Origin of the sequence: Streptomyces sp. NPDC096324 (assembly GCF_044763015.1) — a bacterium.
Taxonomy (GTDB): Bacteria; Actinomycetota; Actinomycetes; order Streptomycetales; family Streptomycetaceae; genus Streptomyces.
On sequence record NZ_JBIWFK010000001.1, the window covers coordinates 663793 to 682186 of the forward strand.

Annotated in this window: 16 protein-coding genes and 1 tRNA gene; 11 read left to right on the forward strand and 6 right to left on the reverse strand. The window is 70.9% G+C overall.

Annotated elements, in window-relative coordinates:
• Nucleotides 1-42 precede the first annotated feature (42 nt).
• Entirely contained in the window at nucleotides 43-810 is a 768-nt protein-coding gene (locus ACIQ7M_RS02840; RefSeq protein WP_384802742.1) for an NPP1 family protein, read from the forward strand.
• Between the two features lie 72 nt (nucleotides 811-882).
• Here the strand turns inward: ACIQ7M_RS02840 and ACIQ7M_RS02845 are convergent, their stop codons facing one another.
• On the reverse strand, nucleotides 883-1770 hold the full coding sequence (locus ACIQ7M_RS02845; protein WP_403638962.1) for an SDR family NAD(P)-dependent oxidoreductase: 888 nt from the start codon (nucleotides 1768-1770) through the stop codon (nucleotides 883-885).
• A gap of 71 nt (nucleotides 1771-1841) precedes the next feature.
• Here ACIQ7M_RS02845 and ACIQ7M_RS02850 point away from each other — a divergent pair, with 71 nt between their 5' ends.
• Together ACIQ7M_RS02850 and ACIQ7M_RS02855 are read left to right on the forward strand one after the other, a co-directional pair.
• Complete coding sequence (locus ACIQ7M_RS02850) at nucleotides 1842-2765, forward strand: LysR family transcriptional regulator (RefSeq protein ID WP_403638964.1); 924 nt, start codon at nucleotides 1842-1844, stop codon at nucleotides 2763-2765.
• Between the two features lie 150 nt (nucleotides 2766-2915).
• A tRNA-Pro gene (locus tag ACIQ7M_RS02855) sits at nucleotides 2916-2989 on the forward strand.
• Nucleotides 2990-3117: 128 nt separating this feature from the next.
• Here ACIQ7M_RS02855 and ACIQ7M_RS02860 read toward each other — a convergent pair.
• A complete protein-coding gene (locus ACIQ7M_RS02860) occupies nucleotides 3118-4785 on the reverse strand; it encodes an FAD-dependent oxidoreductase (RefSeq protein ID WP_403638966.1) in 1668 nt (555 codons plus the stop codon).
• A 234-nt stretch (nucleotides 4786-5019) separates the two neighbouring features.
• Here ACIQ7M_RS02860 and ACIQ7M_RS02865 point away from each other — a divergent pair, with 234 nt between their 5' ends.
• The 7 genes from ACIQ7M_RS02865 to ACIQ7M_RS02895 all read left to right on the forward strand — a co-directional run bounded on the left by ACIQ7M_RS02865 (nucleotide 5020) and on the right by ACIQ7M_RS02895 (nucleotide 10338).
• Nucleotides 5020-6144 (forward strand): SchA/CurD-like domain-containing protein, encoded by a 1125-nt coding sequence (locus ACIQ7M_RS02865; RefSeq protein ID WP_386987276.1) that lies wholly within the window; start codon nucleotides 5020-5022, stop codon nucleotides 6142-6144.
• Nucleotides 6145-6215: 71 nt separating this feature from the next.
• Complete coding sequence (locus tag ACIQ7M_RS02870; protein WP_355769501.1) at nucleotides 6216-6695, forward strand: cupin domain-containing protein; 480 nt, start codon at nucleotides 6216-6218, stop codon at nucleotides 6693-6695.
• Complete coding sequence (locus ACIQ7M_RS02875; RefSeq protein ID WP_355769498.1) at nucleotides 6692-7960, forward strand: beta-ketoacyl-[acyl-carrier-protein] synthase family protein; 1269 nt, start codon at nucleotides 6692-6694, stop codon at nucleotides 7958-7960. Before ACIQ7M_RS02870 ends, ACIQ7M_RS02875 begins: the two co-directional genes overlap by 4 nt.
• Nucleotides 7957-9204, forward strand: a complete 1248-nt coding sequence (locus tag ACIQ7M_RS02880; RefSeq protein WP_403638969.1) for a ketosynthase chain-length factor — start codon at nucleotides 7957-7959, stop codon at nucleotides 9202-9204. The genes ACIQ7M_RS02875 and ACIQ7M_RS02880 overlap by 4 nt, the downstream gene beginning before the upstream one ends.
• Nucleotides 9205-9233: 29 nt before the next feature.
• Nucleotides 9234-9494, forward strand: a complete 261-nt coding sequence (locus ACIQ7M_RS02885; protein WP_355769492.1) for a phosphopantetheine-binding protein — start codon at nucleotides 9234-9236, stop codon at nucleotides 9492-9494.
• A 1-nt stretch (nucleotide 9495) separates the two neighbouring features.
• On the forward strand, nucleotides 9496-9975 hold the full coding sequence (locus ACIQ7M_RS02890) for an SRPBCC family protein (RefSeq protein ID WP_355769489.1): 480 nt from the start codon (nucleotides 9496-9498) through the stop codon (nucleotides 9973-9975).
• Nucleotides 9976-10005: 30 nt separating this feature from the next.
• Entirely contained in the window at nucleotides 10006-10338 is a 333-nt protein-coding gene (locus tag ACIQ7M_RS02895) for a TcmI family type II polyketide cyclase (RefSeq protein WP_355769486.1), read from the forward strand.
• A 92-nt stretch (nucleotides 10339-10430) separates the two neighbouring features.
• On the opposite strand, the gene ACIQ7M_RS02900 is transcribed toward ACIQ7M_RS02895, so the two are convergent.
• The 3 genes from ACIQ7M_RS02900 to ACIQ7M_RS02910 form a co-directional block, all read right to left on the reverse strand.
• The gene (locus tag ACIQ7M_RS02900; protein WP_355769483.1) at nucleotides 10431-11459 is read right to left on the reverse strand and encodes a methyltransferase; all 1029 of its coding nucleotides are present in this window, start codon (nucleotides 11457-11459) and stop codon (nucleotides 10431-10433) included.
• A gap of 31 nt (nucleotides 11460-11490) precedes the next feature.
• Complete coding sequence (locus ACIQ7M_RS02905; RefSeq protein WP_403638971.1) at nucleotides 11491-12552, reverse strand: nitrous oxide reductase family maturation protein NosD; 1062 nt, start codon at nucleotides 12550-12552, stop codon at nucleotides 11491-11493.
• 175 nt (nucleotides 12553-12727) lie between these two features.
• The gene (locus tag ACIQ7M_RS02910) at nucleotides 12728-14947 is read right to left on the reverse strand and encodes an NADP-dependent isocitrate dehydrogenase (RefSeq protein WP_386986947.1); all 2220 of its coding nucleotides are present in this window, start codon (nucleotides 14945-14947) and stop codon (nucleotides 12728-12730) included.
• Nucleotides 14948-15273: 326 nt separating this feature from the next.
• Here ACIQ7M_RS02910 and ACIQ7M_RS02915 point away from each other — a divergent pair, with 326 nt between their 5' ends.
• The gene (locus ACIQ7M_RS02915) at nucleotides 15274-16827 is read left to right on the forward strand and encodes a M1 family metallopeptidase (protein ID WP_403638973.1); all 1554 of its coding nucleotides are present in this window, start codon (nucleotides 15274-15276) and stop codon (nucleotides 16825-16827) included.
• Between the two features lie 142 nt (nucleotides 16828-16969).
• Here ACIQ7M_RS02915 and ACIQ7M_RS02920 read toward each other — a convergent pair whose 3' ends face one another.
• Entirely contained in the window at nucleotides 16970-18055 is a 1086-nt protein-coding gene (locus ACIQ7M_RS02920; RefSeq protein ID WP_403638975.1) for a mechanosensitive ion channel family protein, read from the reverse strand.
• Nucleotides 18056-18394 lie beyond the last annotated feature (339 nt).

The window sequence follows — 18394 nt, forward strand, 5'->3', positions numbered from 1 at the left end:
GGCCTGCCCCGCCCCCACGCCGCGGTCGATCTGGAGGAAGCAGTGACAAGAAGCTCGCGGATCCGCAAGGTCTCGCTCGTCCTCGGCAGCGCCGTCGCGCTGGTCGTCGCCTTCCCGGGCAGCGCCCTCGCCGACCCGCCGACGGCCTTGCCCGGGAACGCGGACGCGCTGGAGTCGACGTACCAGCCGGCCTTCGACTACGACACCGACGGCTGCTACCCGACCCCCGCCATCGGCCCCGACGGGACCGTCAACCCCGGTCTCAACCCCTCCGGGGCCCTGAACGGCCACTGCCGCGACTCCTGGGACCTGGACAACACCAACGGGTACTCCCGCGAGAAGTGCAACAACGGCTGGTGCGCCATCATCTACGGCCTCTACATGGAGAAGGACCAGGCCGTCGTCGGCAGCGGCCTCGGCGGACACCGCAACGACTGGGAGCACGTCGTCGTGTGGGTCCAGGACAACGAGGCCAAGTACGTCTCCACGTCGGCCCACGGCAACTTCAACATCTACACCCGGGACCAGATCCGCTGGGACGGAACGCACCCCAAGGTCGTCTACCACAAGGACGGCATCGGCACCCACTGCTTCCGTCCCGCCAACACCAACGACGAGCCGCCGGAGAACCACTACCACACCTGGCAGTTCCCGACCCTGGTCGGCTGGAACGGCTACCCCGCCGGGCTGCGCGACAAGCTGAGCGCCTACAACTTCGGCAGCGCCGTGTTCGGCCTCAAGGACGGCAACTTCAACTCCCACCTGTCGAAGGCCAAGCCCGCCGGCATCGCGTTCGACCCCAACGCCTGACCGGAGGTCCGGTGGTGGGTGGGGTGCGGCCGCCCGGCGACACCCGCCACCGGTCGGTTCCCCCCACGACTCCTACGAGTTGAGAAGGTGTTCCTGGTGCCGTGGCGGCCGGCCCGTGTGCCACGGAAGCACCTCCCCGAACCGCACCAGTTCGCCGTACAGCGCCGGATCGGCCTTCTCCCGCAGCAGCAGATCGAGGATTGCGACCGCTGCCCGCGCGGGGGTCTGCGCCTGGCTGAAGTCGGAGAACCACGGGCGGGACAGCGGGGTGTCCACGAGCCCCGGGCAGACGGCCGCGACCAGGGTGCCGCGGGCCAGGTCGGCGTCTCGGCGCTCGGCCGCGACCGCCCGCACGGCGGCGACCTGCGCCACCTTGGACGGTACGTTGATCCACTGGGGCCAGCCGAGTTCCCGCTCGGTGCCCGCATGGACGGCGGCCCGCCAGGACTCGACCGCCGCCTCCACCTCGTCGAGCGAGGAGCCGTCGAACAGCGCGTGCAGCCGGGCGTCGAGATGACCCAGCGTGCCGAGCGAACTGGCCACGACGATCAGCCGCCCACCGGGGCGCAGTACGGGGCCGAAGGAGCGCAGCATCGCGTGCGCGCCCCCGTTGGCGACATCGATGAAGGCGTCCGCCTGCTCGGACTGCGACCGGTCCGGCGTCAGCATGGCGCTCGCGTTGGACACCACGATGTCCACGCCGCCGTGCCGCGCGCCGAGTTCGGCCGCCAGTTCGCGAACGGCCCGCGCGTCGGTGACGTCGAGGACGCGACCCTCGACCCGGCTCACGGTGGCCGCGGACGCGTCGACGCGTCCGACGGCGTCGGCGACCCGGTGGGTGTCACGCCCGGTGAGCAGGACCAGGTCCTCGCGGTCCATCCGGGCGGCGAGCCCTTCGACGAGCGCGAAGCCGAGCCCCTGGTTGGCTCCGGTGACGAGTGCGATGCGTGCGTTGGTCATGCCCACCACGCTAGGAACACCTCGGGTATGCGTCCAACGAAACCTTCTCAGGTCTGGTATGCGTAACCGTCATGGACTTCACCGACGTCTCGCTGGTCGCCCTGCGTGTCTTCCGTGAGGTGGCCGAACGGGGCACGCTCACCGCGGCGGCCGGCGCGCTCGGCTACACCCAGTCCGCCGTGTCCCGGCAGATCGCCTCGCTCGAACGGGCCGCGCGGGCAGCGCTGTTGGAGCGGCGCAGGGACGGCGTGCGGCTGACCGCGGCCGGACACGTCGTACTGCGCCGGGCGGTGACCGTTCTCGACCAGATCGACGCGACGGCACGGGAACTCGCCGGGCTGCCCGCCGAGGCCGGGACCGTCCGTCTCGGCTGGTTCGCGAGCGCGGGCGCCGTCCTGCTGCCCCGAGCCGTCGCCGCACTGCGCCGCAGCCACCCGGCGATCAACGTGACCACCCGGGAGGGCAGTACCCCCGCGCTGGTCCGTGCGCTGCGGGCCGGCACCCTTGACCTGGCCCTGCTCGCCTCGGCGCCGCCCTTCCGGCCCCTGGACAACGAGTCCCCGGCGCTGACCGTATGGACGCTCGGCGAACGCAGTCTGCGGCTCGCGGTGCCGGCCGCCCATCCGCTCGCCGCCGCCGACTCCGTCGACATCGCCGACCTGCGGGGACAGCACTGGATCGCCGGTTCGTCCGTCGGCGACGAGCGACTGATGGGCGTCTGGCCGGGACTGGACGAGCGTCCCGTGATCGCCCACACCGCCCGTGACTGGCTGGCCAAGCTGCATCTGGTGGCCGCGGGCTGCGGTCTGACCACCGTTCCCGCCTCGCTGGCCCCCGCGGCACCACCCGGCGTACGGATCCTGTCCGTGCGGGGCGGCCCCGATGAGCGGCGCCGCCTGGTCCTCGCCCGCCTTCCGCACCCCCTGCCGGAGCCTGCCGCCCGGCTGGCCGACGCACTCCGGGCGGCCGCGGCCGACCTGTCCGATCCGGCATGACGGCGACCCCTCCTGTCTCGTACGGCGCCCCGGCCGCGCACGGCGACCCCGCCTGCGCTGCGACGATGACAATGCGTACGCGGTCATCCACCGACGTACGGTAGGGTTCGGATACGCGAACGCACGGGTTCACCCACGTGCGAGACGCATCGGGACGTGGCGCAGCTTGGTAGCGCACTTGACTGGGGGTCAAGGGGTCGCAGGTTCAAATCCTGTCGTCCCGACGGGAGCTTTCGCTCCGAAGTCGCAGGCCGGAGGCCGTATCGGAATTCCGATACGGCCTCCGGTCGTTCTCCGTGAGCCCCGGGCGCGCGCCCGGCCGACGCCGGAAGGCCGCGACCGCCCGGAGAGGTCAGGCCTGGTCCAGCAGCGCGACCAGGGCCTTGCGCAGCGTCGTCCGGGGGTCCTTGGACGGGCCCTCGGAGCGCCAGGCGACGAAACCGTCGGGGCGGACCAGCACCGCGCCGTCCTCGCCCACGCCGTGCACCTGCGCCCAGTCCGTGTCGCCCGCGGGGACGAGGTCCGCCTCGGGGCCGCCGCCGACCCGGTACGAGTCGAGCGGGACGGACAACTGCCGGGCCGTGTCCTTCGCCGCCGCGTGCCACGCGCCGGCGCCGTCCGCCGAGCTCAGCAGCACCATGGAACGCTCGTACAGATCGAGGGTCGAGATCCGGGCGCCGGCGCGGGTCAGCCACATGTGCGGTGCCCGGCTTCCCGGCTCGCCCGTCAGCCGTACGCCGTCGGGCACGACCGGAGCGGACTGATCGGCGCCGAGGACCGCGCCCCGCGGGTAGCGGTAGGCGAGCGCCACGTTCAGGATGCCGCCCTTCTTCCCGCCGGGGCCGCCGCGCCCGGCCGCCGCGGGCTCCGGGGTGTACCCGGGGTGGCTGTGCTCCACCGAACGCGACGAGGCGCGCGCGCTCGTCGCCTCCGCGACCGGCCGCCGCTCGGCGTCGTACGACTTCAGCAGTCCCGGCCCCGCCCAGCCGGCCAGCACGGCGGACAGCTTCCAGGCGAGGTTGTGGGCGTCCTGGATACCGGTGTTGGAGCCGAACGCCCCCGTCGGGGACATCTCGTGGGCCGAGTCGCCGGCCAGGAACACCCGTCCCTGCGCGTACCGTTCGGCGACCCGCTCGGCGGCGTGCCAGGCCGCCCGGCCGGTGATCTCCACGTCGAGATCCGGCACACCGACGGCCCGCCGGATGTGCTCCACGCAGCGCTCGTCGGTGAACTCCTCCAGGGTTTCCCCGTGTTCGGGGTGCCAGGGGGCGTGGAAGACCCAGTGCTCCTTGTTGTCGACCGGCAGAAGAGCACCGTCGGCCGCCGGGTCGGTCAGATAGCAGACGATGAACCGGCGGTCGCCGACCACCTCCGCGAGCCCGCGCGAGGTGAACGTGAGGCTCACGTTGTGGAACAGGTCGCCCGGCCCGGTCCGGCCGATGCGGAGCGTGTCGCGGACGGGGCTGCGGGGACCGTCCGCCGCGACGAGATAGTCCGCGCGGATCGTCGTGTGCTCGCCGGTCTCCCGGCTCTTGACCTTCGCCGTCACCCCTTCGGAGTCCTGCTCGTACGACATCAGCTCCGTCGAGTACCGCAGGTCGCCGCCCAGCTCCCGGGCACTGGCCAGCAGCACCGGTTCGAGGTCGTTCTGGCTGCACAGGCACCACGCGCCGGGGCTGAATCGCGCCAGGCCGCCGCCGGGGTCGATCTCCTTGAACAGCCACTCCCCGGCGTCGCCCACCAGGGTCGGCGTCTGCAGGATGCCGTGGTTGTCCGCGAGGACCGAGGCCGCCTCCTCGATGCGCCGCTGAACCCCGGCGACCCGGAAGATCTCCATGGTGCGCACGTTGTTGCCGCGCCCCCTCGGGTGCCGGGACGTGCCCGCGTGCCGCTCGACCAGGATGTGCGGCACCCCGAGGCGCCCCAGGAACAGTGACGTCGAGAGGCCCACCAGAGAGCCGCCGACGATGAGGACGGGCGTGCGGAGACCGTTCTCGCCGGCCCCTTCGAATCGGTTCATCGATTGCCTCCAGCGTCGCCTGCGACGCGAGTCAGGGATGGGGATGCAGGTTCCATGCCCGGTGCGGGCCCGTTCGCGCGGCAGGGGCACCCGGATGGCGCGCGGTTCACTCGCCTGACCCGCGGGGCTCGCGGAGTCCCGGGCACGCGGCAACGATCAGTTCATGGCGGCCCCGGCGTTTCGGATACCGCGGTCGTTCCTGACTTCCGTGACGAAAAGGAGAGGTGTGCCGCAATGTCCAACTCGGGACGTATCGCTCAGTCGGCCTTCGACGGCTCGAAGCTTCGGGTGATCCTGCTGCTCGACCTGTACGAAGGCGCTCAGCAGCAGTTCCTCGACGCGTACGAACTCATGCGCAACCAGGTCGCCTCGGTTCCAGGACACCTCAGCGACCAGCTCTGCCAGTCGATCGAGAACCCCTCGCAGTGGCTCATCACCAGCGAGTGGGAGAGTGCCCCGCCGTTCCTCGCCTGGGTGAACAGCGAGGAGCACGTCGAGACCGTCCGGCCCATGCACAGCTGCGTCCGGGACACCCGGTCGATGCGCTACAGCATCCTGCGCGAGACCAGCCCCGCCGAACCGCTCACCCCCGAGTCGGCCAGGGCGGCCCTCCAGGTCGAGGCCCGCGAGGGCAGCGGGGTCGCGCGCCACGCCCTCACCTTCACCGTCAAGCCCGGATCCGAGTCGAAGGTCGCCGAGATCCTCGCCGGGTACGAGTCCCCCCAGGCCCAGGTCGACGACACCACCCGGCTGCGCCGCACCTCCCTCTTCATGCACGGCAACCGCGTCGTACGGGCCGTGGAGGTCGAGGGCGACCTCCTCGCGGCCCTGCGCCACGTGTCGCGCCAGCCCGAGGTGCGGGCGGTCGAGGAGGCCATCAACCCCTACCTGGAGCAGGACCGGGACCTGAGCGACCCCGACTCGGCCCGGGTCTTCTTCACCCGCGCGGCGCTCCCCGCCGTGCACCACGTGGTCTCCGGTCGCGAGGAACCCGCGAAGGTGACCCGGCACGCGCTGTTCTACCCGGCCCGCAAGGGCCGCGGCATGGAACTGGCCCGGCTGCTCGCCCACCAGGACGAGGCAGCGGCCGACGACAGGAACAGCCCGGTGTACAGCAGCACCGTCTTCCAGCGCGACGACATCGTGGTGCGGCTCATCGACATCACCGGCGACCTCGACCGCGACCCCGTCGCCTCCCTCGGCCTCAAGGGCGCCAAGAAGGCCGCCGAGCTGGAGCGCCTCCTCGACGGCCCCGCGATCGGCGTCGAAGGCTCCCTGGAGACGGAACGCAACATCAACCGCCTCCTGTCGCACGCCGACATGCTGCCCATCACCGACCGGAGCTCGGCGGGTTCCTGACGGACCGCTCCCCGCCGCCCGCGTCCACGGACGTCCCGTCCGACGTCCTGCCACATCCGGAGGTACCAAGCATGACCAAACAGCATCCACAGATCGTGAACCTGAGCGAGACGGAACCGAACCGCAGACGCGGGGGAGACATCCGGGCCATGCTCACGCCCGCCACGGTCGGGTCCACCAGCGGCTTCATGGGCCTCGCCATCATCCAGCCCGGCGAGCGCATCGGCGAGCACTACCACCCGTACTCCGAGGAGTTCGTGTACGTGGTTGGCGGCGCCCTCGAAGTGGACCTGGACGGCGAGGCGCTCGCGCTCCGGCCCGAGCAGGGTCTGCTGATCCCGATCGGCGTGCGGCACCGGTTCCGCAACGTCGGCGCCGAGGAGGCCCGCATGGTCTTCCACCTGGGCCCGCTCGCCCCGCATCCGAGCATGGGCCACGTCGACACGGAGGAGGCCGCCCACGCCTCCGAACCCGCCCCCGCGTTCCTGTCCGGCGGAGCCGCGCCCGGCCACCACGGACAGCCGTCCGAACGAAGCGGGGCCATAAAGTGACCCGCCGGGTGGCCGTCACCGGCATCGGTGTGGTCGCTCCGGGAGGCACCGGGACGAAGGCGTTCTGGGACCTCCTCGAAGGCGGCCGCACGGCGACCCGGGGGATCACGCTCTTCGATCCGGTGGGCCTGCGCTCGCGCATAGCCGCCGAATGCGACTTCGACCCGCTCGCGCACGGCCTGGAACCCGAGCTGATCGAACACGTCGACCGGTACATCCAGTTCGCCGTCGTCGCCGCCGGAGAGGCAGTCCAGGACTCCGGCCTCGACACGGACCGGGAGGACCCCTGGCGCGTCGGAGTCTCCCTGGGCAGCGCCGTCGGTGGCACCACCCGTCTGGAACACGACTACGTCCAGGTCAGCGAGTCGGGCCGGCGGTGGGACGTGGACCATCGCGCGGCCGACCCCAAACTGCACCTCGCGTTCGCGCCCAGCACGCTCGCCTCGGTCGTCGCCGAACGCTTCGGGGCGCAGGGACCCGTCCAGACCGTCTCCACGGGATGCACCTCCGGTCTCGACGCCGTCGGATACGCCTTCCACACCATCGAGGAGGGCAGGGCCGACGTCTGTATAGCCGGGGCGTCCGACTCGCCGATATCCCCGATCACGATGGCCTGCTTCGACGCCATCAAGGCCACGTCGCCCGACAACGACGACGCCGAACACGCCTCACGGCCCTTCGACGCCAACCGCAACGGCTTCGTCATGGGCGAGGGCGCGGCCGTACTCGTCCTGGAGGAGTACGAGCACGCACGGGCCCGCGGCGCGCACATCTACTGCGAGATCGGCGGCTACGCCACCTACGGCAACGCCTACCACATGACCGGTCTCACCAGCGAGGGCCTGGAGATGTCCCGGGCCATCGACAGCACGCTCGACCAGGCCCGCCTCGACCCCACGCGCATCGACTACGTCAACGCGCACGGCTCCGGCACCCGGCAGAACGACCGGCACGAGACCGCCGCGGTCAAACGGTCCCTGGGCGAACACGCCCACCGGACACCGATGAGCTCCATCAAATCCATGGTGGGCCACTCGCTGGGCGCGATCGGCGCGATCGAGGTCGTCGCCTGCGTCCTCGCCCTGAAGCACCAGGTGGTGCCGCCCACGGCGAACTACGAAACCCCCGACCCCGAGTGCGACCTGGACTACGTGCCGCGCACCGCCCGCCAGCGGAAGCTCAGGAATGTGCTCTCCGTCGGCAGCGGCTTCGGCGGATTCCAGTCCGCGGTGCTCCTGACCGGGCCGGCTGGGAGGACACGATGAGCACGCAGCGCCCCCGGAACGCGGCCATCACCGGTATCGGTGTCATCGCCCCCAACGGACTGCGTACCGACGCCTACTGGAAGTCCGTCAGGGAGGGCCTCACCGTCCTGGACGGCATCACCCGCGAGGGCTGCGGACACCTGCCGCTGCGCGTCGCGGGAGAGGTCCGGGCCTTCGACGCCGCGGACCTCATCGAGGAACGCTTCCTCGTCCAGACCGACCGCTTCAGCCACTTCGCGATGGCCGCGACCGTCCTCGCCCTCGACGACGCGGGCCTCGGAGCGGCCGGCCCCGAGGACCCGTACGACGTCGGCGTGGTCACCGCCGCCGGATCCGGCGGCGGCGAGTTCGGCCAGCGCGAACTGCAGAAACTGTGGGGCCAGGGCTCCAAGTTCGTCGGCCCGTACCAGTCCATCGCCTGGTTCTACGCCGCCAGCACCGGCCAGATCTCCATCCGCGGCGGCTTCAAGGGGCCCTGTGGAGTCGTCGCGAGCGACGAGGCCGGGGGACTGGACGCCGTCGCGCACGCCGCCCGCGGCGTACGGCGCGGCACCGGCGCGATGCTCGTCGGCGCCGCCGAGGCGCCGCTCGCCCCGTACTCGATGGTCTGCCAGCTCGGCTACCCCGAACTCAGCACCGTCGAGGACCCCGCGCGCGCCTACCGCCCCTTCACCGAGGGAGCCTGCGGTTTCGTGCCCGCGGAAGGCGGCGCCATGCTCGTCGTGGAGGACGAACGGCGTGCCCGCGAGCGGGGAGCGGAGGTCCGGGCCCTCGTGTCCGGACACGCGGCCACGTTCACCGGGGCCTCGCAGTGGGAGAGGTCCCGCGACGGGCTCGCCCACGCCATCCGGGGCGCCCTCGCCGAGGCGCGCTGCGCCCCGGAGGAGATCGACGTCGTCTTCGCCGACGCCCTGGGCGTCCCGGCCGCCGACCGCGCCGAAGCCCTGGCCATCGCCGACGCCCTGGGGGCGCACGGCACCCGGGTCCCCGTCACGGCGCCCAAGACGGGCATCGGACGGGCCTACTGCGGGGCACCCCTGCTGGACACCGCGGCCGCCGTCCTCGCGATGGAGCACGGCCAGATCCCTCCCACCCCCAACGTGTTCGACATCTGCCACGACCTCGACCTGGTGACGTCGAACGCCCGACCCGCCGAACTGCGCACGGCCCTGGTCCTCAGCAGGGGACTCATGGGGTCCAACGCGGCCCTGGTCGTGCGACACGGCGGTCACCCCGCCCGGTAACCCGGGCCGCACGTGAGGAGAACCACCGCATGATCACCACCGAAGTGACCGTCGACGAACTGGCCGCGCTCATGAAGAAGGCGGCCGGGATCACCGTCGACCCCCACGAACTCGCGCAGTCCCTCGACGCGCAGTTCGGCACCCTCGGACTCGACTCGCTCGGTCTGCTCGGCATCGTCGGCGAACTGGAGAACCGGTACAGCCGGCCCCTGCCCCCCGACGCCGAGCGCTGCAAGACCCCGCGGGAGTTCCTCGACCTCGTCAACGACAACCTCAAGGCTGGAGCCTGAAGTGGCAGGACACACCGACAACAGCGTCGTCATCGACGCCCCGCTCGACCTCGTCTGGGACATCACGAACGACATCGAGAACTGGCCGCGGCTCTTCAGCGAGTACGCCTCCCTCGAAGTCCTCGCCCGGGAAGGCGACACGACGAGGTTCCGCCTCACCATGCACCCGGACGACAACGGCAAGGTGTGGAGTTGGGTCTCGGAGCGCACCGTGGACCGCGCCGGGCGGACCGTGCGGGCGCGCCGCGTCGAGACGGGACCGTTCGCGCACATGGACATCCGCTGGGAGTACGAGGAGACGCCGGCCGGCACCCACATGCGCTGGGTGCAGGACTTCGCGATGAAGCCCGACGCCCCGGTCGACGACGACTGGATGACGGACAACATCAACCGCAACTCCGTCACGCAGATGGCCCTCATCCGGGAGCGGATCGAGCAGGTCGCCCGCGAGCGCCGCAGCCCGGCCGCCGTACCCCGCTGACCGACCGAACCGGAACAGGAAGGACACCCGATGCACCACGCCCTGATCGTCGCCCGCATGGCGCCCGGCTCGGCGCCGGCGATCTCCGACGTGTTCGCCGCCTCCGACCGGGGTGAACTCCCGCACCTCATCGGGGTCAACCGGCGCAGCCTCTTCCAGTTCGGTGACGTGTATCTGCACCTCATCGAATCCGATCGGGACCCGGGCCCCGCCATCGCGAAGATCGCCGGACACCCCGAGTTCCGCAGCGTCAGCGAGGAACTGTCGGCGTACGTCAGCGCGTACGACCCGCAGACCTGGCGCAGCCCGAAGGACGCCATGGCGCACCGCTTCTACACCTGGGAGCGCGACCCCGCCTCCTGAGCGGGCACGGGAAACAACCCGAGGCCGCCGGCTCCGCGATCGAGCGGAACCGGCGGCCTCGGGTTTTCCGGATTCTCGGAGGTCCGGCCGGATCAGCCGGGGACGGTGCACTCGAAGGCGTGCAGATAGGGGTTCACCGGGCGGATCTCGCCGATGATCAGGCCCGCGGCCGTGAGGCGGTCGACCATGCTCTGCCGGGTGTGCTTCGCACCGCCGACGTTCAGGAGCAGCAGCAGGTCCATGGCCGTCGTGAACCGCATCGACGGGGTGTCGTCCACGAGGTTCTCGATGACGACGACCCGGGCGCCGGGCCGGGCGGCCGCGCGGACGTTCGCGAGCGCCCTGCGGGTGCTCTCGTCGTCCCATTCCAGGATGTTCTTGATGATGTACACATCCGCCTGGACGGGGATGTCCTCACGGCAGTCCCCGGCCACGATCCGCACCCGGTCGGCCAGTGCCCCGCCGTCGCGCAGACGGGGGTCGGCGTTCTCCACCACGCCCGGCAGGTCGAGCAGGGTGCCGTGCACGCCGGGGTGCTTCTCCAGCAGGCTGGCCACGACGTGACCCTGGCCGCCGCCGATGTCGGCGACCGACTTCACGCCGCGCAGGTCCAGGAGCTTCGCCACGTCCTGGGCGGACTGCGAACTGGACGTCGTCATGGCCCGGTTGAAGACGTACGCGGATTCCGGGGCGTCCTCGTTGAGGTACTGGAAGAACTCCTTGTCGTACACGTCCTCGAAGACGTTGCGGCCGGTGCGGACCGCCTCGTCGAGCTGCGGCCAGACGTTCCACGTCCACGGCTCGGTGCACCACAGGGCGATGTACCGCAGACTGTTCGGGTCGTCCTCGCGCAGGAGCCGGGACATCTCGGTGTGCGCGAACGTGCCGTCGGGGCGCTCCGTGAAGACGCCCTGGCAGGAGAGGGCGCGCAGCAGCCGGCGCAGGGTCCCCGGCTGGGTCTTCACCGCGGCGGCCAGGTCCTCGGCGCTCAGGGGCGTGTCGTCGAGGGCGTCCGCCACGCCCAGCCGGGCCGCGGCGCGTACGGCGGCGGCACGGGCCGCCCCGAAGACGAGTTCCCGCAACTGCATGGACGGCGGGGGACTCTGATCGACAGTGGTCATTCAATGCCTCGTTTCTGGTCTCGTGCCGTACTCAGCACATGCCGGAGGGTTCGGAGACCTTGCAGGTGTTGCTCCGGAACGTGTTGCCCTTACCAGTGGTGTCGCGGTTGGCGAGGTCGGAGGGGCCGTTGCGCAGGACCACGTTGTCGCGCACCTCGTTGCGCTCGCTGAGCGCGCCCACGAAGCTCTTGAACAGGACGATGCCGCCCGACAGGGGGGAGGTGCCCACGTTGTCCTCGACGCGGTTGTGCGTCACGCGGGTGTCCTCCGCGCCGGTGAGGACGATGCCGGAGCCCTGGAGGGCGGGCAGCCGGGGGGTCTTGGGGCAGGACTTGTTGTTGGCGTGGATGTAGTTCCCGGTGACACTCAGGTCGCCGACGCGCGGCTTGTTCTCGTCGCCCACGACGAACACCGCGGTGCAGTTGCCGGTGGCCTCGTTGCGGGCGACGGTCAGGTTCCGCACCCGCCGGACCGTGATGCCGATCCGGTTGCCGCTCATCAGGTTGTGGGCGACCACCGTTCCCTTGGTGTCGCGGGCTCCCTCCTCGGTGGTGACCGTGTTGGAGACGAAGAGACCGGCGTCGCCGTTGTCCTTCGCGATGTTGCGGACGAACCTGGTCCGCACGGACCGCTCCTCGGCGATGCCCCACTGGCCGTTCTTCTCGGAGGTGACCCGGCGCACCGTCAGCCCGTCGGTCCCGGTCGCCCACAGACCCTGCTTCGCGAAGCCCCTGATGGTCAGTGACGCGACGGTGACGCCGCGGACGCGCTTGCTGTCGGTCCCGGTCACACAGATGCCGTTGCCCGCCTTGGCGCAGGCGTCGGTGGCGGCGGTGTTCGGCACGATGACGGTGGACCTGGCGCTCGCGCCCCGCAGGGTCACGTCCCGCGCGGTGATGGTGACGCTCTCGTGGTAGGTGCCGGGGGCGACGACGACGGTGTCGCCCGCCCGGGCCGAGTTCACGGCCTTCTGGATGGATTCACCCTGGCGTACCAGGTGCACGGACGGGTGGTCGGCGGGCAGGGCCGCGCCCACTCCCGATGCCACGACCACAGCCGTGCACGCGAGGTAGGCCATCTGTTGTCTGGTCATAGGCCGAAGCTATGAACGGGTGTTGCGGCCCGCCACCGCTGATCGCCCAGGTGGGCCGCAGCCGTCACCGTGACGCGCCGGGAGACCTCACAAAGGCGCCGCCCCGGCCGGAGGATCCGGCCGGGGCGGCGTGCGCGGGACTGTCGCCCGCGAGGTGGTGCGGTGGTGCGGAGGATCAGGCGAAGGTCGCCAGCGTCTCGTTCCAGGTGGCGGACGGGCGCATGATCTTCGCGGCCTTCGCGGGGTCGGGCTGGTAGTAGCCGCCGATGTCGGCCGGGTTGCCCTGGACCGCGTTCAGCTCGTCGACGATGGTCCGCTCCTGCGCGGTCAGCGTCTCGGCGAGCGGCGCGAACGCCTTGGCGAGGTCCGCGTCGTCGGTCTGGCGCGCCAGCTCCTGCGCCCAGAACAGGGACAGGTAGAAGTGGCTGCCGCGGTTGTCGATGCCGCCGACGCGACGGGTCGGGGACTTGTCCTCGTTGAGGAAGGTCGCCGTCGCGCGGTCGAGGGTGTCGGCGAGCACCTGGGCGCGCGCGTTGCCGGTGGTCTTCGCGAACTGCTCGAGCGACGGCACCAGCGCGAAGAACTCGCCCAGCGAGTCCCAGCGCAGGTAGTCCTCCTTGACGAGCTGCTGGACGTGCTTCGGCGCGGAGCCGCCGGCGCCCGTCTCGAACAGACCGCCGCCCGCCATCAGCGGGACGACCGACAGCATCTTGGCGCTGGTGCCCAGCTCCAGGATCGGGAACAGGTCGGTCAGGTAGTCACGCAGCACGTTGCCGGTCACCGAGATGGTGTTCTCGCCGCGGCGGATGCGCTCGACCGAGAACTTGGTGGCCTCGACGGGGGCGAGGACACGGATGTCCAGGCCCTCGGTGTCGTGCTCCTGGAGGTACTCGTCGACCTTGGCGATCAGGTTGGCGTCGTGGGCGCGGGTCTCGTCCAGCCAGAACACGGCCGGGTCGCCGGAGGCGCGGGCGCGGGTGACGGCGAGCTTGACCCAGTCCTTGATCGGCGCGTCCTTGGTCTGGCAGGCGCGGAAGATGTCGCCGGCCGAGACCGTCTGCTCCAGCACCGCGTCGCCGGCCGCGTCGACCAGGCGGACCGTGCCGGTGACCGGGATCTCGAAGGTCTTGTCGTGGCTGCCGTACTCCTCGGCCTTCTGCGCCATGAGGCCGACGTTCGGGACGGAGCCCATGGTCGACGGGTCGTAGGCGCCGTTGGCGCGGCAGTCCTCGATCACGGCCTGGTAGACGCCGGAGTAGGAGGAGTCCGGCAGGACCGCGAGGGTGTCGGCCTCCTGGCCGTCCGGGCCCCACATGTGGCCGGAGGTGCGGATCATGGCCGGCATCGAGGCGTCGACGATGACGTCGGACGGCACGTGCAGGTTGGTGATGCCCTTGTCGGAGTCGACCATCGCGAGGGCCGGGCCCTCGGCGAGCTCGGCGTCGAAGGACGCCTTGATCTCGGCACCCTCGGGGAGGGCCTCCAGGCCCTTGAAGATGCCGCCGAGACCGTCGTTCGGGGTCAGACCGGCGGCGGCGAGCGTCTCGCCGTGCGCCGCGAAGGTCTTCGGGAAGAAGGCGCGCACGACGTGACCGAAGACGATGGGGTCGGAGACCTTCATCATCGTGGCCTTGAGGTGCACCGAGAACAGGACGTCCTCGGCCTTGGCACGGGCGATCTGCTCGGTGAGGAACTCACGCAGCGGCGCGACGTGCAGGACGGACGCGTCCACGACCTCGCCGGCCTGCACGGGTACCGACTCGCGCAGCACGGTGGTGGAGCCGTCGTCGCCGACCAGCTCGATGCGCAGCGTGCCGGCCTCGGAGATCACCGCGGACTTCTCGGTGGAGCGGAAGTCGTCGACGCCCATGGTGGCGACGTTCGTCTTCGACTCGGACGACCACGCGCCCATGCGGTGCGGGTGGGTCTTGGCGTAGTTCTTGACCGACGCGGGGGCGCGGCGGTCGGAGTTGCCCTCGCGCAGGACCGGGTTCACGGCGCTGCCCTTGACCTTGTCGTAACGGGCGCGGATGTCGCGCTCCTCGTCCGACTTCGGGTCGTCCGGGTAGTCCGGAAGCGCGTAGCCCTGCGCCTGAAGCTCGGCGACCGCGGCCTTGAGCTGCGGGATCGACGCCGAGATGTTCGGCAGCTTGATGATGTTCGCGCCGGGCGTCTTGGCCAGCTCACCGAGCTCGGACAGGGCGTCCGCGATGCGCTGGTCCTCCTGGAGGAACTCCGGGAAGAGGGCGATGATGCGCCCGGCCAGCGAGATGTCACGGGTCTCCACAGTGACACCCGCCTGAGAGGCGTACGCCTGGACCACCGGCAGGAACGAATACGTCGCCAGGGCCGGGGCCTCGTCAGTGTGCGTGTAGATGATGGTCGAGTCAGTCACCGGGTGCTCCGCTCCACGTCTGCAACATTGCTCGACATCAAGATATCTCCTGGGAGCCCCCGACTCGACAGGGGTCCGTCCCGCGTCGGACGCGGAGGGGCGGGAAACGGCCGTACGGGCCGAAGCCGGGCCGCCCGAGCGAATCGCCCTGATCGGACACCTCGGGCACCCCTCCGGCCGCGGAAGTGAACGCGCCAGCCGGAGTGAAAACCGGGTCCATCGCTCGGAGGCAACCGGACGGCCCGCTCAGCCGTACATCCAAGTGACCGCGCAACTGATCTTGCGGCGGAACTCCCTGCCCTCTGTCGCCCGAACGAAAGCGAACCATGAGATATCGCACCAGAGTGACGGCCCCCGCGGCCGCGCTGCTCGGAACGGCGGCCGCGCTCGCCGTCGCCCCCACCGCCTCGGCGCGGCCCCTGGCCTTAAGGCCGGACCAGGGCACCCCGGGTGCGGAGACCCTCGGCGACTCCGTCTTCCCGGCCCTCGGCAACGACGGCTACCGCGTCGAGGCGTACCACCTCGACTTCGCGTACGACGCCACGACCCGCCTGGTCGACGCCAAAGCGACCCTGAGGATCAAGGCGACCCAGGACCTCTCGCGCTTCTCGCTCGACGCGCTCGGCCTGGACGTGCGGACGGTGAAGGTCGGCGGTGTGGCCGCGACCTTCGAGCAGGCGGGCGAGAAGCTGCGGGTCACTCCGGCGCGCAGTCTGCCGAAGTCCTGCGCCGTCGCGGTCTGCGTCGAGTACGGCGCCGACCCGGCCAGGACGCTGGCGTACACCGCCTGGGTACCCACCCCCGACGGTTTCGCCATCTGCCCCCAGCCCAACGCCGCGCACACCGTCTTCCCGTGCAACGACCACCCGACGGACAAGGCGGACTTCAGCTTCCGCATCACCGTGCCGAACACCCTGCGCGGTGTCGCGAACGGCTCGCTGACCCGCACGGAGCAGCTCGACGGCGACCGGACCGCGTACACGTACTGCTCGGCCGACCCGATAGCCACCGAACTGGTGCAGATCACCGTCGGCGACTACGTCGTCAAGGAGCGGCAGGGCCCGCACGGGCTGGGCCTGCGGGACGTCGTCCCGACCGCGCGGGCCGCCGCGCTGGAGCCGGCGCTCGCGCTCACCCCCGGCCTCGTCGACTGGCTGGAACAGCGCCTCGGCGCCTACCCGTTCGAGACGTACGGGCTGCTGCCCTGCAACAACGACGCCGCGAACGCGTTCGACTTCACGGGCCTGGAGACCCAGACCCTGACGCTCTACAAGCCGAACTTCCTGCTCCAGGCGGAGAGCAAGATCGGCTCGCACATGATGCACGAGCTGGTCCACTCGTACTTCGGCAACAGCGTCAGCCCCGCCAACTGGGCCGACCTGTGGCTGAACGAGGGCCACGCGGACTTCTACGGGCTGCTCTACCGCTACGAGCGCGGCTGGGCCGACTCCCTCGGCCTGACCACCATGGAAGCCCGGATGAAGGACACGTACGCCCGGGGCGACCAGTGGCGTCAGTCCTCCGGCCCCGTCGCCGCGCCGAACGCCGTCAACCTCTTCGACAACCAGCGCTACCTGGGCGGAGTCCTCGTCCTGTACGCGCTGCGCGAGCTGGTCGGCGAGGACGTCTTCAACCGCATCGAGCGCACCTTCCTGGAGCGGTACCGCAACCGCGCGGCGACCACCGCCGACTACATCGCGGTCGCCACCGAGATCTCCGGCGCGGACCAGTCCGGCTTCCTGAACGACTGGCTGTACGGGACGAGGACCCCGCGCATGCCGAACCACCCGGACTGGACGGTCACCCCGGTCGTGTCGAGCCTGGTCGCGCCGCGCAACCGCGCGCCCGGCCACTACCCGGACTCGACCGCCACGCTCTGACCGTCACGTTCTGACCGGGCGGGCGTGAAGAAGGGGGCCGGGCGGAGTGATCCGCCCGGCCCCTTCCGTACGTCGCCGGGTGCGGGTGCGTCGTGGTGACCCGTCCCCGTTCCGCCGTGTCCCGCGCGACCCCACGCTGATGTCAGGGCCGGTGCGCGGCCTCGCGCTGATGCGGGATGGCGGTCTCCAGGAAGCCCGCCCCGCCGGGCTGGAGCGCGACCGTCCGGGCGGGCGACGGAATCCGGATGCCCTCGTCCCGGTAGCGCTTGTGCAGGGCCTTGATGAACTCGTGCTTGATCCGGTACTGGTCGCTGAACTCGCCCACACCCAGGATCACGGTGAGACCGATGCGCGAGTCGCCGAACGTGTGGAAACGCACGGCGGGTTCGTGCTCCGGGACGGCACCGTCGATCCCGTTCATCACCTCGGCGACGACCTCGTTCGTGATCCGCTCGACGTGGTCGAGGTCGCTGTCGTACCCGACACCGACCTGCACCAGGAGCGTCATCTTCTGCTCGGGCCGGGTGAAGTTGGTCATGTTGGTGCCCGAGAGCTGGGCGTTGGGGATGATGACCAGGTTGTTGGAGAGCTGACGGACCGTGGTGTTGCGCCAGTTGATGTCGACGACGTAGCCCTCCTCCCCGCTGCTGAGGCGGATGTAGTCGCCGGGCTGGATCGTCTTCGAGGCGAGGATGTGCACGCCCGCGAAGAGGTTGGCGAGTGTGTCCTGGAGCGCGAGCGCGACGGCCAGACCGCCGACGCCCAGGGCTGTCAGCAGGGGCGCGATCGAGATGCCCAGGGTCTGCAGGACGATCAGGAAGCCGATCGCCAGGACCACGACCCGGGTGATGTTGACGAAGATGGTGGCCGAACCGGCGACGCCCGAGCGGGACTGCGTCACCGACCGGACCAGACCGGTGATCAGCCGGGCCGCGGTGACCGTCGTGACCAGGATCAGCAGGACGGTCAGCGACCGGTTGACGGTGCGGCCGACCGGCGCGGTCAGCGGAAGCACCGCGGCCGCCGCGGCGATGCCTCCGGCCACCGCCGACCAGGGCACGACGGTACGCAGCGCGTCCACCATGACGTCGTCGCCGCTCCAGCGGGTGCGCTCGGCGTGCTTGCCCAGCCAGCGCAGCAGCATCCGCAGCAGGAACGCCGCCAGCAGCCCGGCCGCCACGGCTATTCCGGCGATCATCAGGTCGTCCAGGGTGACGGAGCGTTTCATCGGTGACCTCCTCGGAGAGCGGGACCGGGACCCGTACCGGGATGAGGGCCCACGGGCCGAATGTGCTGTGTCGTCACTTGCCACCTGCTCGAATCCGGGAACGCGATCATGCCCGGACGGGCGTGAGCCGTCGTCCGGGGAGACGGCTCATCCTGCCGCATCCCCCTGCCTCTCCGTCACCAGCCCTACAGAGAACAGCCCTTGACACCCCGATCCGGCCACCGCACACCCGCAGCCGGAACCCGACCACCACACACCCGCAGCCGGAATCCAGCGCGAGGGGCCGTGCCGGTACATCGATGCCCGTCGCCACCGACGGCCACGTCTCCGTCCAACGGC

What these genes read in the sequence shown, in the direction of transcription:
- ACIQ7M_RS02845 (WP_403638962.1), bottom strand. Translation starts at nt 1,770, where the DNA reads ATGACCAACGCACGCATCGCACTCGTCACCGGAGCCAACCAGGGGCTC.
- ACIQ7M_RS02850 (WP_403638964.1), top strand. Translation starts at nt 1,842, where the DNA reads ATGGACTTCACCGACGTCTCGCTGGTCGCCCTGCGTGTCTTCCGTGAG.
- ACIQ7M_RS02860 (WP_403638966.1), bottom strand. Translation starts at nt 4,785, where the DNA reads ATGAACCGATTCGAAGGGGCCGGCGAGAACGGTCTCCGCACGCCCGTC.
- ACIQ7M_RS02865 (WP_386987276.1), top strand. Translation starts at nt 5,020, where the DNA reads ATGTCCAACTCGGGACGTATCGCTCAGTCGGCCTTCGACGGCTCGAAG.
- ACIQ7M_RS02870 (WP_355769501.1), top strand. Translation starts at nt 6,216, where the DNA reads ATGACCAAACAGCATCCACAGATCGTGAACCTGAGCGAGACGGAACCG.
- ACIQ7M_RS02880 (WP_403638969.1), top strand. Translation starts at nt 7,957, where the DNA reads ATGAGCACGCAGCGCCCCCGGAACGCGGCCATCACCGGTATCGGTGTC.
- ACIQ7M_RS02885 (WP_355769492.1), top strand. Translation starts at nt 9,234, where the DNA reads ATGATCACCACCGAAGTGACCGTCGACGAACTGGCCGCGCTCATGAAG.
- ACIQ7M_RS02895 (WP_355769486.1), top strand. Translation starts at nt 10,006, where the DNA reads ATGCACCACGCCCTGATCGTCGCCCGCATGGCGCCCGGCTCGGCGCCG.
- ACIQ7M_RS02900 (WP_355769483.1), bottom strand. Translation starts at nt 11,459, where the DNA reads ATGACCACTGTCGATCAGAGTCCCCCGCCGTCCATGCAGTTGCGGGAA.
- ACIQ7M_RS02905 (WP_403638971.1), bottom strand. Translation starts at nt 12,552, where the DNA reads ATGACCAGACAACAGATGGCCTACCTCGCGTGCACGGCTGTGGTCGTG.
- ACIQ7M_RS02915 (WP_403638973.1), top strand. Translation starts at nt 15,274, where the DNA reads ATGAGATATCGCACCAGAGTGACGGCCCCCGCGGCCGCGCTGCTCGGA.
- ACIQ7M_RS02920 (WP_403638975.1), bottom strand. Translation starts at nt 18,055, where the DNA reads ATGAAACGCTCCGTCACCCTGGACGACCTGATGATCGCCGGAATAGCC.